Origin of the sequence: Actinopolyspora xinjiangensis, assembly GCF_900104475.1 — a bacterium.
In the GTDB taxonomy this organism is placed as follows: Bacteria; Actinomycetota; Actinomycetes; order Mycobacteriales; family Pseudonocardiaceae; genus Actinopolyspora; species Actinopolyspora xinjiangensis.
On sequence record NZ_FNJR01000010.1, the window covers coordinates 197,690 to 211,932 of the forward strand.

At 70.1% G+C, this 14,243-nt stretch carries 13 protein-coding genes, 1 tRNA gene and 1 riboswitch; of the genes, 1 reads left to right on the plus strand and 13 read right to left on the minus strand.

The features are described from left to right. Positions 1-40 precede the first annotated feature (40 nt). The 6 genes from BLQ75_RS16280 to BLQ75_RS16305 form a co-directional block, all read right to left on the minus strand. Positions 41-1,705, minus strand: coding sequence for a PH domain-containing protein (locus BLQ75_RS16280; protein WP_244515630.1), 1,665 nt, complete (start codon positions 1,703-1,705; stop codon positions 41-43). Beyond that, on the minus strand, positions 1,702-2,214 hold the full coding sequence (locus BLQ75_RS16285; protein ID WP_092603311.1) for a PH domain-containing protein: 513 nt from the start codon (positions 2,212-2,214) through the stop codon (positions 1,702-1,704). Before BLQ75_RS16285 ends, BLQ75_RS16280 begins: the two co-directional genes overlap by 4 nt. 119 nt (positions 2,215-2,333) lie before the next feature. Beyond that, positions 2,334-3,338: an ABC transporter substrate-binding protein gene (locus BLQ75_RS16290; protein ID WP_092603313.1), complete on the minus strand. Its 1,005-nt coding sequence runs from the start codon at positions 3,336-3,338 to the stop codon at positions 2,334-2,336. 57 nt (positions 3,339-3,395) lie between these two features. Continuing rightward, positions 3,396-4,166, minus strand: a complete 771-nt coding sequence (locus tag BLQ75_RS16295; RefSeq protein ID WP_092603213.1) for an ABC transporter ATP-binding protein — start codon at positions 4,164-4,166, stop codon at positions 3,396-3,398. Then, the gene (locus tag BLQ75_RS16300) at positions 4,166-5,230 is read right to left on the minus strand and encodes a FecCD family ABC transporter permease (RefSeq protein ID WP_092603315.1); all 1,065 of its coding nucleotides are present in this window, start codon (positions 5,228-5,230) and stop codon (positions 4,166-4,168) included. The genes BLQ75_RS16295 and BLQ75_RS16300 overlap by 1 nt, the downstream gene beginning before the upstream one ends. A 311-nt stretch (positions 5,231-5,541) precedes the next feature. After that, a riboswitch (cobalamin riboswitch) is annotated at positions 5,542-5,675 on the minus strand. Between the two features lie 89 nt (positions 5,676-5,764). Beyond that, positions 5,765-5,838: transfer RNA gene (locus BLQ75_RS16305), tRNA-Leu, on the minus strand. A 218-nt stretch (positions 5,839-6,056) separates the two neighbouring features. On the opposite strand from BLQ75_RS16305, the gene BLQ75_RS16310 reads away from it, so the two are divergent. Then, positions 6,057-6,278, plus strand: coding sequence for a DUF3618 domain-containing protein (locus BLQ75_RS16310; RefSeq protein WP_092603215.1), 222 nt, complete (start codon positions 6,057-6,059; stop codon positions 6,276-6,278). Positions 6,279-6,490: 212 nt separating this feature from the next. On the opposite strand, the gene BLQ75_RS16315 is transcribed toward BLQ75_RS16310, so the two are convergent. The 7 genes from BLQ75_RS16315 to pucD form a co-directional block, all read right to left on the minus strand. Beyond that, positions 6,491-7,141, minus strand: a complete 651-nt coding sequence (locus BLQ75_RS16315) for a TetR/AcrR family transcriptional regulator (RefSeq protein ID WP_092603217.1) — start codon at positions 7,139-7,141, stop codon at positions 6,491-6,493. Between the two features lie 140 nt (positions 7,142-7,281). Then, positions 7,282-7,602: a hypothetical protein gene (locus BLQ75_RS16320; protein WP_092603219.1), complete on the minus strand. Its 321-nt coding sequence runs from the start codon at positions 7,600-7,602 to the stop codon at positions 7,282-7,284. Positions 7,603-7,721: 119 nt separating this feature from the next. Next, positions 7,722-8,297 carry a nucleotidyltransferase family protein gene (locus BLQ75_RS16325; RefSeq protein ID WP_244515631.1) on the minus strand — a complete coding sequence of 192 codons (576 nt, stop codon included), beginning with the start codon at positions 8,295-8,297 and terminating at the stop codon, positions 7,722-7,724. A 4-nt stretch (positions 8,298-8,301) separates the two neighbouring features. Then, positions 8,302-9,405, minus strand: coding sequence for an XdhC family protein (locus BLQ75_RS16330; protein ID WP_092603222.1), 1,104 nt, complete (start codon positions 9,403-9,405; stop codon positions 8,302-8,304). A 144-nt stretch (positions 9,406-9,549) separates the two neighbouring features. Beyond that, on the minus strand, positions 9,550-11,013 hold the full coding sequence (locus BLQ75_RS16335) for an NCS2 family permease (protein WP_092603224.1): 1,464 nt from the start codon (positions 11,011-11,013) through the stop codon (positions 9,550-9,552). Positions 11,014-11,287: 274 nt separating this feature from the next. Then, positions 11,288-11,737: a nucleoside deaminase gene (locus BLQ75_RS16340; protein ID WP_043578708.1), complete on the minus strand. Its 450-nt coding sequence runs from the start codon at positions 11,735-11,737 to the stop codon at positions 11,288-11,290. A gap of 171 nt (positions 11,738-11,908) precedes the next feature. Further along, positions 11,909-14,224: a xanthine dehydrogenase subunit D gene (gene pucD / locus BLQ75_RS16345; protein ID WP_092603226.1), complete on the minus strand. Its 2,316-nt coding sequence runs from the start codon at positions 14,222-14,224 to the stop codon at positions 11,909-11,911. Positions 14,225-14,243 lie beyond the last annotated feature (19 nt).

Consider the following 14,243-nt stretch of genomic DNA (forward strand, 5'->3'; position numbering starts at 1 on the left):
GCGGGTTGAATCTCGGGTGTTCACCGTCGCTGGTCCGGGGTTACGGGTGGTCGGTTCGTTTCTTCGCTCTTTCGTGGGACGTGCCGTCGAGTGAATCGACGGATTCCGAGGTGAACTCCGAATTCTTTTCCAGGAATGGGGAGAGAAGTCCCGGAACACAGCTCTCGGCGAACGAAAGTCCCTGCTCTGCCTCGGCGTCACGAACGGAGTAGTACCCGTTCCCGGCCGCCGTGGTGGCACTGACCGTGAGCAGCCCCGCGAGCCGTTGCAGTGGTGACTGGCTGATGCGCCACCCGATGATCCCCTCGCGCTGCAGCAGGACGGTTCGCTTGACTCCGGTTCCGTAGCGGGTGACGAGGTACTCGTCGCGGTGACCGTGTCCGAGGTTGCGGTAGGCGTCCCACGCGAGAACCACGGCGGGCGGAGCGGTCCCCAGCGGCACGAGCCAGCTCCACCACGGGACCACCTCGCTCTGGTGAGCCGCTACGGCGAGCCCGGACGCGAGGAGCAGCGCGGGCAGTAGTACCCGCGACAGGCGCCGTCGCAGTGCGACGCGCGGGTGGGCCCGCAGCGGCGCGCCGTCCTCCAGCGTGCCGGGACGCTCCAGCACCAGGGCGCCGATCCGTCCCGCCACACCGCGCGGTGCCGGTGGGAGCAGGGCCTTGTTGTCGGAGCGTCCCGACGTCTCGCCGTGCTCCAGCCCGGTCGCCACGGCGGTGAGTCTGCTGCCACCGGCCAACCGCAACAACATCGGCTCGGCGAGCTCCACCCCGCGCAGCCGCCGCCGCTCCAGGGAGACGGCACGTGTGGTCAGCAGCCCGCGCCGTACCCGTAACGTGGCATCCCCCTCCCTGGTGAGGCGAAACCCCCACCACATCTCGACGGAGAAGGCCAGCGCCCCCAGCAACCCACCGACCAGGACCGTCACCACGGCCGCCACGACGACGGCCCACAGCGGGGCGTGGGTCCACACCGACGACGCGGTGTCGGACAGCCAGTCGGTGGCGGTGTCGGCGGCCCACAGGGCGCGGAACACGTCGCTGAGCGTGCTCAGCGCCGATCCGACGGCCGCCCAGGTGAACAACAGCAGCGAAGCCGTCAGGGTGCTGTAGAGGTACCAGGTCGGACGCATCCGGGCCAGCTCGGTGCCGGTCTCCTCCGCGGAGTCGGCGACCGGTGGGGTAGCGCTTTCCGGAGTGGTTCCGGCGCGCGGCCGCAGCAGCAACCGGCGGAGCTCCTCGGCCCGCGCCGTGCTGATCGCGTCCAGCTTCAGTTCCCCCTCACTTCCCGCCTTCTGACCCGTGCCGATCTTGACCACCGAGATCCCCAGCAGCCGGTGGACCACGGGCGCGGTCAGGTCGACGCTGCGAACACGTTCACGCGGGATGGAGCGGAAGCTCCGCGAGATGTTGCCCTCGCGCAGTTCGAACCGTTCGGCTGTGACCCTGAACCTGGTGAAGTACCAGCGCAACCAGGATCCCACCAGGGTGAGTACGACCACGCCCAGCAGAACGCCCGCGGTCGTCAGTGTTCTCGTCGAGCCGTCGTCGGAGACGGCCATGATCGCGACGATCGGAAACATCGGCGCGACGACCAGCGCCGTCGACGCGACGACGGCCTTCGGGTCGAGCCGTTGCCAGTCCTCGAACGGTCCCGGTGGGGGAGTCGGGGCGGCGGTGGCCTCTTCGGGCGGGAACTCGTTCACGTGGCATCACCGGGGGTGGCCTGGGTGGTCCTGGTGAGTCTCTCGGCGAGATCGGCCGCCACGTCCCGCTCCAGGCCGTCGATGGTCAGCGGCCCCGCCGCCGAGGCCGTGGTGACGGTGACGCTGGAGAGCCCCAGCGCGCGTTGCAGCGGCCCCCTGGCGGTGTCCACGGTCTGAATGCGCGACATCGGGGCCACCCGCCACTCCCGGCTCAACCAGCCGGCGGCCGTGTACACGGCGGATTCGGTGGTCTCCCAGCGGTGCACGCGGTAGCGCCACCAGGGCATCACGGTGACGTAGCCGATGCCGAGCACTCCCAGCACGATCAGGGCGATCACCAGCGCTCGGTTCGGAAAGGGCGACCACCAGGCTCCGAAACCGACCGCCGCGAGAAGCACGACGACGCGGGAAGCGGCCTGACAGCTCCACCAGAGCACGGCCCTGCGCGCGACCCGGTGTCGCGGTGCTCGTAGCCGCACACCGCCCTCGGTGCCACCGACGTCGATCATCGCCACCTCCGCGCGGCTCGTGGTCGCCCACATTCTGGCCGTTTCCGGGCGATCGGCGGCAACCGGCCCGCGCGGAACCAGTGGGCCCGCGCGAGCCGGTGCCCCGGCGGTCCCCCGGATCAGGTCCCGTCGCCGGGCACGGACTCCAGGAAGTCGGCGAGCTCGCGCACCGCCGAAGGATTGCGCGGCCCCTCCACCAGGGCCGCGTACGGCAGGTCGATGAACCGCTCCTGCCGCACCGCCTCCAACCGGGACAGCGCTGGGTGCTCGCGCAGGAACCGGATCTTGTCCCGCACCGTCTCGTCGCCGTAGTCGTTGATCAGGATCACGTCGGGGTCGGCGCGCAGCACGCTCTCCCAGCTCACCGAGACCCAGCTGTCGTCGAGGTCGGCGAAGACGTTCCTGCCACCGGCCTTGCTGATGATCTGGTCGGCGGCGCCGCCGTTGCCGGAGGTGAAGGGCTCGCTGCGCCCCGAGTCGTAGAGGAACACCGTGGGGCGCTCCCCCTCGGCCGCGTCGGGCGCGGCCCGTTCGATGGTGCTCCTGTAGTCGGAGACGAGTTTCTCGGCTCGTTCCGGAACTCCGAACAGTTCACCGAGGTTGCGGATGTCGGTGTAGAGCGCCTCCAGCGGGGGCATGATGCCCCGCTTACCGGTCTCGCCCACCCGGCAGGACTCGCTGAGCACGTAGGAGTCGATCCCTTCGGACTCCAGCCGCTCGGGGGTGATGCGGCTCGATTCGCCGAATCCGTAGTTCCACCCGGCGAAGACCATGTCCGCGCCCGCCTCGCGGATCCGCTCCATACTCATCCGTTCGGCCAGGCGCGGGACCCGCTCGAACCGCTGCTTCCACGGGGAGCTCTCCACGCCGCGCCGCTGGCCGTCGGACAGGAAGTAGCCGGCCATCCTGTCCTGCAGTCCCAGCGCGAACATGATCTCGGTGACCCCGATGTCGTTGGTGACGACCTTCTCCGGTGGGTGTTCGTAGGTGCGCTCCCGTTCGCAGTTGGTCAGCTTCACCGGGAACCGTTCCGGCACCTCACCGGAGTTCTCCCGCGCCACCTCCGCGCCGCAGCCGCCGAGCAGCAGGGCGCTCGACAACAGCGCCACCGCGCTTCGGACCATCGTCGTTCGGTGGTTTCCCACGTTCCGTCCTTTCCGGCCTCGTCCGTCGAGGTCGAGTCACTTCTTCGTCGTTTCGGCGGGGGCGAACAGCAGCTGCGGTGCGTTCGTCTCCGGGTGTTCGACCACGTGCGCCCGCACCCCGAAGACGGCACCGACCGTTTCGGGGGTCAGTACCTCTGAGGGAGGACCACCCGCCACCACACGGCCGCGGGACAGCACGTGGACGTGGTCGCACCAGGCCGCCGCCAGGTTCAGGTCGTGCAGCGCGGTCAGCGTCGTGATGCCCAGCCGCCGCACCAGCGAGAGCACTTCCAGCTGGTGGCGAATGTCGAGGTGGTTGGTCGGCTCGTCCAGCACCAGCAGTTCCGGTCGCTGCACCAGCGCCCGAGCGATGAGCACCCGCTGCTTCTCCCCGCCGGACAGCGTCAGGAAGCCCCGTTCGGCCAGGTGTTCGCAGTCCACGGCGCGCAGTGCCCCGGCGGGGTCGTAACCGCCGCGGTCCGCTTCGGACCCACGGTGCGGGGTGAGTCCCATCTCGACGACCTCGGTGACGGTGAAGTCGAACTCGGCCTGCGACTCCTGGGTCAGCGCCGCGGTCAGTCGGGCGCTCTCCCGCAGCGACATCGCGGCGAGCTCCCGGCCGCCGAGCCGGATGCTGCCCCGCTCGGGCCGCAGTGTCCGGTAGACGCAGCGAAGCGTGCTGGACTTGCCGCTGCCGTTGGGTCCGACCAGCCCCACGAGCCCGCCCGAGGGAACCCGCAGGCCCACGTCCTCGATGAGCCGCTTCCCCGCCGCCGAGACGGCCACCTCGTTGAGCTCCAGGTCCATCAGCGACCTCCCAACGTGGTGCCCCGGCGGCGCATCAACAGCAGGAAGCAGGGGACACCGATCGCGGCGGTGATCACGCCGAGCGGCAGTTGTTCCGGAGCGGCGACCGTTCGCGCCAGCACGTCGGTCCACACCAGAAACACCGCACCGGCCAGTGGCGCGAGCACCAGGACCCGCCTGTGGTCCGCACCGACGAGCAGGCGGACCAGGTGCGGCAGCATCAGTCCGACGAATCCGACCGCACCGCTGACCGCCACCAGCACACCGGTGACGGCGGCGGCGAGCACGAACAGCTCGCGGCGGAACCCGGCGGGGTCCACTCCCAGCGTCGTGGCGGTCTCGTCCCCCATGGCCAGTGCGTTGAGCCGTTCGCCGGACAGCAGCAGGTAACCGATTCCACAGCAGACCACCACCGCTGCCACCGGCAACGAGCGCCACGTAACGCCGCCGAGGCTGCCCAACAGCCAGAACATCACCGACTCGGCCGCGTTGCCCTTCGGAGACTGGAAGATGAGCAGGGTGGTCACGGCGGAGAAGCCGTAGGACATCGCGGTGCCGGTGAGTATCAACCGCAGCGGCGTCAGCCCGTTCGAGGTGCGGGCGACCAGGTACACCAGCGACGTCGCGGCCAACGCCCCGAGGAACGCGGCTGTGGACAGGGCGTAGAGTCCGAGCGCCCCCAGAATCCCGTAGAGCGCGACGGCGCTGGCGCCGACCGAGGCTCCCGAGGAGATGCCGAGCACGAACGGGTCGGCCAGGGCGTTGCGCACCATCGCCTGGGTGGCCACGCCGACGGTACTCAGCCCGGCACCCACCACCGCGGCGAGCAGCACGCGGGGCAGCCGCACATCCCAGATGATGTAGTAGATCCCCGCGTCCTCGGCGGGGACCACGCCACCGCGCAGTGCCTGGTAGAGCAGCTCGACGGTCTTGCCGAACGGGATGCCGGTCGGCCCCAGAGCCACGCCGCAGACCACCGAGACCAGCAGCCCGGCGCCGAACAGCGTGCACAGCAGCGGAAGCCGGGCTCGTGCCGGGCGTTTCTCCGGAGGTTTCCGCTCCAGTGCTTCCCCGCCCGGGTGGACCTCCCCCGTGAGGTCCTGGCGTGCCGTCGGGGCCGGGTTGGTCCGCTCGACACTGTTCGAGCCGTTCACCCCCGGCGGGACCCCATCGGAAGCGGAGCGTGTAGCGGATGGAGAGCTCGTGCTGTCATCGGACGTGAAGCTCTGTCGCACAACGGAGGTGCCTTTCCTGCGGGTTGCCGACCGCACGAGGGCACCACGCGCAGGGATCACCGAGACGTGCGACTGCGCGAGGGCTCCCTCCCGCGGTCCTCGACGGTCGTGGAGCTGCGCCCGCTGCGGCGGAGCCGAAGGGGCGGTCATCGGCAACGACGGGTTCTCGGGCTTGCTCGAACGAGCTCACCGTTGCGGGTCAGCGCCGGATTCGCACCGGACTTCCCCCGGCCGCTGCCGGTTCGGTTGTCGGATCAATCCTGGAGTGGGTGATCCGCGTTGTCCACGGCTTGTGCGAGGGCACACACGCGGACAACCCGGCGGGAAGACGCCGAACACGCGTGGCCGGGCAGTCGGAGAGGGTGAGGCCGGCGGGACTCGAACCCGCACTGGCTAGGACCTAAACCTAGTGCCTCTGCCAATTGGGCTACGGCCCCTCGCGGGTCAGCATACCGATCCACGCGGTCACGGAACGGGCAGGTCCCGATCCGCCCGAGTCCGCGACACGGGCGGCGTCACCACCCCTTGGTGCTGTGGTGTGATCTACCGTGTGCACAGCCAGGGTGCCCGACCGGGGAGGTCGTCGTCCCGGGATGCGTACGCTCGTCCGCGGCAGCCAGGCCGGTCAAGACCCCAGGAAGTACGAGGAGGACAGGTGGCCCGCGATCCCGACGCCATCCAGCGCGACATCGAAAAGGCCCGTGAGGCGCTCGCCGCTTCGTTGGACGAGCTGGAAACCAAGGCCAACCCCACCCGTGCCGTGGAGGTGGGCAAAGCCACCGTGCGGGAGAAACTCGAGGATCCCCGGATTCGCTACGCGCTGATCGGTGTCGGCGCGTTGACGGCGGTTCTGGTGCTGCGCAAACTGTTGCGTTGAGGAGACCGTGCCGAGGCAAGCCGGCCGTTGCCCGACCGGCTTGCGAGCACGGCGGGAAGCATCCGCTCCGCCTCCGGTCGCGGGTCCGGAGGGGGCGCCGTCCTTCGAACGTGGCGTCCGGCCGGTGCTGACGGCCCACGGCGTCGGACGACCGGGCACGACTCCTACCGGCTCTCCCGCGAGGGGGAGGGGAGGTCGAGGTGGGGGTCCGACTACCGGCGCAGCAGCGGCAGCAGCGCCTCGTGCAGCAGACGGTCCACGAAACGCTGGTCCAGTGGTTCGCCGGTCAGCATCAGTCGGTGGATCAACGCTGCCCCCGCCAGTTCCACCACGGTGTCCACCGGCGCGTTCTCACCGGTCTCACCCCGTTCGACACCGCGGTCGATGATACTGCGCAGCACGTCGCGCTGGGGCAGCAGGAAGGAGTCCCGGAAGGCGTCGGCCAGCTCGGGTTCGTGCGGCAACTCGCCGACCAGCGCCTGCGCGCCCTTGCCGACCGGTCCACTGAGGAACTCCGCGAACGCGCTGAGGAACTCGCGCAGGTCGCTTTCCATGCCCCCGTTGTCCGGTTGCGGGATGTTGCGACGCACCAGCTGGGTGCAGGTGTCGATGACGAGTTCGAGTTTGGACTCCCACCTGCGGTAGATGGTGGCCTTGCCCGCCCGCGCGTGCGCGGCCACCGCGTCCATGGTCAACGCGCGGTAGCCCACTTCGGCCAGCACTTCCAGGGCCGCGTTGCGCAGCGCGGCGTCCCGCGTGGCGTCTCTCGGTCTGCCCCTGCCGGGGGAGGCCCCCGTGTCGTGCGCACGGCTGCCGCTGGCGGGCGGCTCGGATTCCCAATCGCTGTCGACCGGTGTGTTCACGGGCCGATATCCTAGTTGCCTTCGCGCGGCTCGATTCAGTGCTCTCGACGTGGACGGCGGGTGGGGCAGCCGAACCGATCGGTCGAGCCGGGAGCGTTCGTTCCGGGGATGAGGTTCGCGCGTGGCGCCGGGGAAGGGGATCAGCCGCGGTGGCCCCCGGGGTGCTGCTGGGCCGCGGCCGCGGCGGCCTGCCGAGCGGCGGCGCGGGTGGCCTCGTCGGACAGTCCGTGGCGCGCCTGTAAGTAGGCGGTGCTGAAGGCGAAACCGTCGCCGTCCAGCAAGTGGATGACCACTCGTCCCGCCGAGTTGGGCGCCAGCTGCTCGATCAGCTGGTCCGCCTTGTCCCTGGCCGCGATCAGGCCCGGTGCGCGTGCGGTGCGCGACTCCACGTCGGAAGTGACCTGCACCACCCAGTCGTCCCCGTCGGGCAGGTAGTTGGCTGTGATGTGCCCTTGAGCCATGATGCCTCCGCGTCCAGCATGCTCAATCATCGCCGTGAACTCGCGCGTTCCGGCCGAAGGGCGGCCGCATAGGGCGTGGATCGGCACGGTCACTCACGCGTGGTCATCGACTCTACGGGTTATCCCTCGTTCAGGTCTTCCGGGCGGTCGATATCGAAGCCCGCCGCGATGTCCTCACAGGCCACGATTCGTACGTTCCGGACGCGTAGGTAGTCACGTGCGCCCCGGTCCCCCAGCGCTACCTCGCGCACCCCGTCCCAGTGCGACCTGCCCAACAGCACCGGGTGGCCGCGTTCCCCGTCGTAACCTGCCGCCGCGAGCGCGTCCCCGCTCGCGTGTTCCGCCACCCGTAGCACAGCGGATTCGGTAATTCCCGGCATGTCCACCGGAAGAATGAGAGCGCTCGACACGTCGGAATAGCGTTCGGAATCCCCCAGCACCGCCAGCCCCGTACGCAACGAGGAACCCATCCCGCTGCGCCACTCCGGATTCGTCACCGGCACCGTCCCGGCGAGGTCGGCCGTGGCCGCGATCCGCTCGGCGGCGGCTCCCAGCACCACGACCACCGGATCACACCCCGCCGCGAGCAGCACCCCGGCCGCGCGTTCCACCAGCGTCGAACCGCGATGGCGCACCAACGCCTTCGGCAGGCCGAACCGCCTGCCCTCACCCGCGGCGAGGAGCAGTCCGGCCACCCGCTCAGGCAACGTGTATCGGCCCGCTCGTCCGAGTCAGCGGTCGCGCGCTTCCGCTGTTGCGCAGCGCCACGATCTCGGCCGCGATGGACACCGCGGTTTCCTCCGGGGTACGCCCCCCGAGGTCGAGCCCGATCGGAGCCCGCAACCGTTCCAGTTCCGGCTCGGTCAGTCCCGCGGCCCGCAGCCGGTCGAGACGGTCGGCGTGGGTGCGGCGAGAGCCGAGCGCGCCCACGTATCCCGCGGGACGGCGCAGCGCCTCGCGCAGGACCGGCACGTCGAACTTGGCGTCGTGGGTGAGCACGCAGACGACGCTACGCTGATCCGTGCCGACCTCGGCCAGGTACTCGTGCGGCCAGCGCACCACGACCTCGTCGGCCTCGGGGAACCGCTCTCTCGTGGTGAACACCGGTCGAGCGTCGCACACCGTGACGTGGTATCCGAGGAACTTGCCCATCCGGGCCAGTGCGGCGGCGTGGTCGATCGCGCCGAACACCAACATGCGCGGCGGGGTGTTCCACGACTCCACGAACACCGGGTGCTCCCGCCCGCCCGGCACGCACAGCCGCCTGGTGCCGGAGACGTCCTGGCCGAGCATCGCCCTGGTCTCGGCCAGGACCGTCCCGTCCAGCTCGTCGATACCGGTGCCGCCCACGTGCTCCTCGGCGCCCACTGCCAGCGTGCGCCCCGAGTCGAGCATCCGGGCCACCGCGACGGGTTCACCCCGCAGGGCCGAACGCAACGCCCAGGACAGTGCCGCCGCCGTCCCCCCGGACCCCGCGGGGGAGTCGTCGGCGGGATCGACGGGGTGCAGGTACACATCCAGCTCCCCACCGCAGGTCAGCCCCACCGCGAAGGGATCGTCCGGATCGTGGTCGAACGAGGTGCGCAGCGGTTCGCCGTCGGACAGCGCCCGCGTGGCCAACGAGTACACCGCGCCCTCGACACAGCCCCCCGAGAGGCTTCCCAGCACGGTCCCGTCGGAGTGCACCGCCGCGGTGGCACCGACGTCGCGGGGCGCGCTGCCGCGCACCCCCACTATCGAGGCGACCACGAACCGTTCGCCCGCCTCGATCCACCGCAGCAGTTCGTCGGCGATTTCGCGCATACCAGCCACCTTTCACTGGAATCGAGTCACCGGGATCGAGGCGGGCGGATCCGGTCGGCACTCGTCCTCCGGACGGGCCGTCCGAGGGGCGAGCGGCTGGAGGTTCCGCCGAGCGGGCCCGTGCCGGTCGGAGTGCCCGGGCGGTCAGGAGACGCCGAAGACGGCCTTGACCCCCTCGATGCCGAAGTAGACCGCGAAGATCAGCGCCAGCCCGCTGAGCAGCCAGCCGATCTCCCTGGCCCGTCCCTTGCAGATCTTGATCGCACAGTAGGAGATCAACCCGGCACCCACCCCGTTGGTGATCGAATAGGTGAACGGGATGATCGCCACGGTCAGAAACACCGGGATCACGAAGTCCTCGTCGTGCCACGGGATGTTGCGCACCTGCGCCATCATCATCCCGCCGACCAGGACCAGGGCGGGCGCGGCCGCTTGTGCGGGAACGACCGCCGCCAGGGGGGTGAACAGCATGGTGGCCGCGAACAGCACACCGGTGACCACGCTCGCCAGGCCGGTACGGGCCCCCTCGGCGACCCCCGCGGCCGACTCCAGGAAGACGGTGTTCGGGGAGGAGCCGGTGACACCACCCCCGACCGCGCCCACGCCGTCGACCAGCAGGATGCGTCCCATCCCCTGGACCTTGCCCTCGGAGTTGGTCAGCCCGGCCTCGCTGCTGACACTGGTGATGGTGCCCATCGCGTCGAAGAAGCCCGACAGCACCAGCGTGAACAGGAACACCACGGCCGCGATCACGCCCGCGTTCACGAATCCGCCGAACAGGTCTATGTTGCCGAACAGCCCGAAGTCGGGAGTGGCCACCAGGCTCGACGGCAGGTCGGGACTGGTCCGCCCCCACTGTTCGGCCGGTACGTCGAACACGGCGTTGACCAGGATCGACAGCAGGGTTCCGGTCACGATGCTGATCAGGATGGCCCCGGGAACCTTCCTGGCGACCAGCACGATCATCAGCAGCAGGGTCAGGCAGAACAGCCCGAGCGGCCACCCGACCAGATGGCCGCTCGGTCCCAGCTGTACCGGCACATCGGTGTTGGCGGCGTCGGGCTGCCTGGTGACGAACCCTGCGCTGACCAGCCCCACGAGCGCGATGTAGAGGCCGATTCCCACCGTCAGCGCGGTCTTGAGCGCGGGTGGGATCGAGTTGATGATCCGCTCGCGCACCCCGCTGATCGCCATCAGCACGATGCACACACCTTCGAGCACCACCAGCCCCATGGCCTGCGCCCAGGTCATCTCCGGCGCGACCGTGAACGCCACCACCGGGATCACGCCGAGCCCGGCGGCCATGGCCAGCGGCGCGTTGCCGACCACACCCATCAGCACGGTCATCACACCCGCGCACAGCGCCGTGGCCGTGGTCAGCTCGGTGTTGCTCAGGCTGGCGCCGGTGACGTCCTCGGAGGAACCGAGGATCAACGGGTTGAGCAGTACGATGTAGGACATCGCCACGAACGTCGTGATCCCGCCCCGTAACTCGCGGGACAGGCTCGAACCGCGCTGGGTGATCCGGAAGTACCGGTCGATCGGCGAGCTCGGTCGGGGCTCGGGGGCCGGATCCGTCTCGGTCGAATCCGGTCTCAACTGGGTCATGCGTCCTCCCATGCCGGTGGGCGCCCCCGGCCAGCGCCTTCGACCGAGGCTTCGGGCCGGACTCGTCCTCGGGCCGTGAACAGCACTGTGTCCGGCCCGATCAGGGGCGTTTGGTGAATAGTTGATGTCTCGAGCACGGCGGTTGACGCCCTGCTGCGGGTACCGGGAGAACACTCGGGTGTCACTCCGCGACGGTGTACCCACGGCGCCGGCATGACCCGGTCGTCACGGCCGACGCCGCCGTGGAACGGCACTGACAGCGTAGATGGCGCCGTCAGTACTCGACGCGGTCGGCCTTGTTCCGCCAAGCGTCGAAGGGTTCGGTGCGGTTGCCCGCTTCGATGCGCCGCACCGGTGTCGGCCACACCGCGTCGGGATCGGTGAACAGTTCGTAGAAGGCCCGGTCGTCGAAGCCCGCGACCGCCGCGTCGTCCCGGTCGGCCGCGTAGCCGATCCGGTCCACCCGGGCCCACAGCGCCGAAGCCATGCACATCGGACACGGTTCGCAGGAGGTGATGAGCACGCAGCCGTCCAGCTTGAAGCTGTTCAGCGCCAGGCAGGCGTTGCGGATGGCGGTCACCTCGGCATGGGCGGTGGGGTCGAGGTTGGTGGTCACCATGTTCGTGCCGGTGGCCACGATCTCCTCGCCCCTGCCGATCACGGCTCCGAAGGGGCCGCCGCCCCTGGCCACGCTGTCGGTGGCCAGCCGGATCGCTTCCTGCATCCATTCCCCGGCCCGTGCCGGGAGCGCGGACACGGTTTCCTGTGCGGACAAGACTGTTCCTTTCGTGGTGGGAGCGCACGGGGCCGCCCGATCCGGCGGCCCCGGCGGGCCGGGGACCGGCGTGGTCCCCGGTGGTCGGCCGCGCCCCGACGGATCGGGCCGGCCTCGAGGTCAGCCGATGATGTGCTCGGGACCGACCGGCACGTGGGTCAGGTCCCTGCCGGTGGCCGCGCGGATCGCGGCCACGATGGCCGGAGTGGAGGAGATCGTCGGGGGTTCTCCGACCCCCCGCACGCCGTAGGGGGCGTTGGGATCGCCCCGTTCGATGACGTCGACGTTCATCGGCGGCATGTCGAGAATGGTCGGGATCAGGTAGTCGGTGAACGAGGGGTTGCGGATCTTGCCCTCGCCCACCTGGATCTCCTCCATCACCGCCAGGCCCAGTCCCTGGGCCGAGCCGCCCTGGATCTGTCCCACCACCGACTCGGGGTTGACCGCCTTGCCGACGTCCTGCGAGCAGTCCAGTTGCACGACCTTGATCAGCCCCAGCTCGGTGTCCACGTCGACCACGGCGCGGTGGGCCGAGAAGGCGTGCTGCACCTGGGCGCGCTCACTGCGTCCCCGCTCGTCGAGCGGGAACGTCTCGCGGTGGTGGTACTCCCTGGTCTCCTCGATGGCCTCGGAGCCGAGCACCTCGGCGATGTCGGCGAGCACTCCCGATTCCCGCGAAACGATCTTCCCGCCGGACAGTGACAGCTCCGCGGCGGGCTCACCGAACCGCTCAGCGGTGATCGCCAACAGTCGTTCCCGGACCGCTCGGCACGCCGCCTGCACGGCACCGCCGGTCACATAGGTCTGCCGCGAGGCGGAGCTGGACCCCGCCGGCCCCACGCTGGTGTCGTTCGGGTGGATGTTGACCCGCTCCACCTCCAGCTCGCTCCGGGCGATCTGCTGCTGCACGGTGACCAGGCCCTGCCCGACCTCAGCGGCGGCGGTGTGCACCATCGCCAGCGGTTCCCCCGCCACGTTCTGCAGCCGCACCCTGGCGGTGGAGAAGTCGTCCGCCCCCTCGGCGTAGCAGATGTTCTTGATGCACACGCCGTAGCCGACACCGCGCACCACCCCCTCGCCGTGAGTGGTGTTGGAGGCACCGCCCGGCAGGTCACGGATGTCGGGCTCGGCACCGGCCGCCGGAGCCTCCGGCAGCGGCAGCTCGCGCACGCGTCGCAGCAGTTCGGCGACCGGAGCCGGATAGTCCAGCACCTGCCCGGTCGGGGTGGTGTCGCCCCGGCTGATCGCGTTGCGGATGCGCAGCTCCACCGGGTCCATGTCCAGCGCCTCGGCGAGCCGGTCCATCTGCGACTCGTAGGCGAAGGCGGGCTGCACCGCCCCCAGCCCGCGCATAGCGCCGCAGGGCGGGTTGTTGGTGTACATCCCCCAGCCCTGGATCGAGACGTTGGCGACGTCGTAGGGTCCGACCCCCAGCGTGGTGCCGTTGCCCACCACCACCGGGGTCTTGGAGGCGTAGGCCCCACCGTCGAAGTAGAGCTGGGCGCGCACGAACACCAGGTCACCGTCCCTGGTGGCCCCGTGCTCGTAGTACATCTTCGCCGGATGGCGGTGCACGTGGCCGAAGAAGGACTCCTCGCGGTCGTAGACGATCTTGACCGGCCTGCCGGTGCGCAGCGCGAGCATGCAGACGTGAACCTGCATGGACAGGTCCTCCCTGCCACCGAACGCGCCGCCGACGCCGGACATGGTCATCCGCACCAGTTCCGGGTCCAGGTCCAGGGCCGCCGCGGTCTGCTTGCGGTCGGTGTGCAGGTCCTGCGTGGCCAGGTACAGGTCCACGCCGCCGTCCTCGGCCGGGATGGCCAGCCCGGACTCGGGGCCGAGGAACGCCTGGTCCTGCATGCCTACGGTGTAGGTACCCGACACCACCACGTCGGCCGTCACCTCGGGGTCACCCTTGACGATCGGCTGGTACCGCACCGTGTTGCCGCCGGGATGCACCTTCGGCAGCGAGTCGTCGTGGGCGGCCAGCTCCGCGTCGACCACCGGCTCCAGCACCTCGTAGTCGACCTCGATCAGGTCCAGCGCGCGGCGCGCGGTCTCCGGGTGGTCGGCCGCGACCAGTGCCACCGCCTCGCCCCGGTAGCGAACCACGTCCTCGGCGAGCACCGGCTGGTCGATGTCCTTGAGACCGTAGAGATTCCTTCCCGGCACGTCCTCGGCCGTCAGCACCGCGTGCACGCCCGGTGAGCGCAGCGCGGGACCGATGTCGACGGAACGGATCCGCGCCGAGGGGTGCGGGCTGCGCAGCGTGGCACCCCAGAGCATGTTCTCCGCCCACAGGTCGGAGGAGTAGGCGAAGTCCCCCCGAACCTTCAGCGTTCCGTCCGGGCGCAGCGGTGATTCGCCGACCCCTCCGGCGATGGCGTCGTCGAGGTCCTGGGGCCGGTGCGCCGGTGCGTGGGTATCGCTCATCGAGCCACCTCTTCCGGGA

What these genes read in the sequence shown, in the direction of transcription:
- BLQ75_RS16330 (WP_092603222.1), bottom strand. Translation starts at nt 9,405, where the DNA reads ATGCGCGAAATCGCCGACGAACTGCTGCGGTGGATCGAGGCGGGCGAA.
- BLQ75_RS16320 (WP_092603219.1), bottom strand. Translation starts at nt 7,602, where the DNA reads ATGGCTCAAGGGCACATCACAGCCAACTACCTGCCCGACGGGGACGAC.
- BLQ75_RS16285 (WP_092603311.1), bottom strand. Translation starts at nt 2,214, where the DNA reads ATGATCGACGTCGGTGGCACCGAGGGCGGTGTGCGGCTACGAGCACCG.
- BLQ75_RS16340 (WP_043578708.1), bottom strand. Translation starts at nt 11,737, where the DNA reads ATGCAGGAAGCGATCCGGCTGGCCACCGACAGCGTGGCCAGGGGCGGC.
- BLQ75_RS16290 (WP_092603313.1), bottom strand. Translation starts at nt 3,338, where the DNA reads ATGGTCCGAAGCGCGGTGGCGCTGTTGTCGAGCGCCCTGCTGCTCGGC.
- pucD (WP_092603226.1), bottom strand. Translation starts at nt 14,224, where the DNA reads ATGAGCGATACCCACGCACCGGCGCACCGGCCCCAGGACCTCGACGAC.
- BLQ75_RS16335 (WP_092603224.1), bottom strand. Translation starts at nt 11,013, where the DNA reads ATGACCCAGTTGAGACCGGATTCGACCGAGACGGATCCGGCCCCCGAG.
- BLQ75_RS16295 (WP_092603213.1), bottom strand. Translation starts at nt 4,166, where the DNA reads ATGGACCTGGAGCTCAACGAGGTGGCCGTCTCGGCGGCGGGGAAGCGG.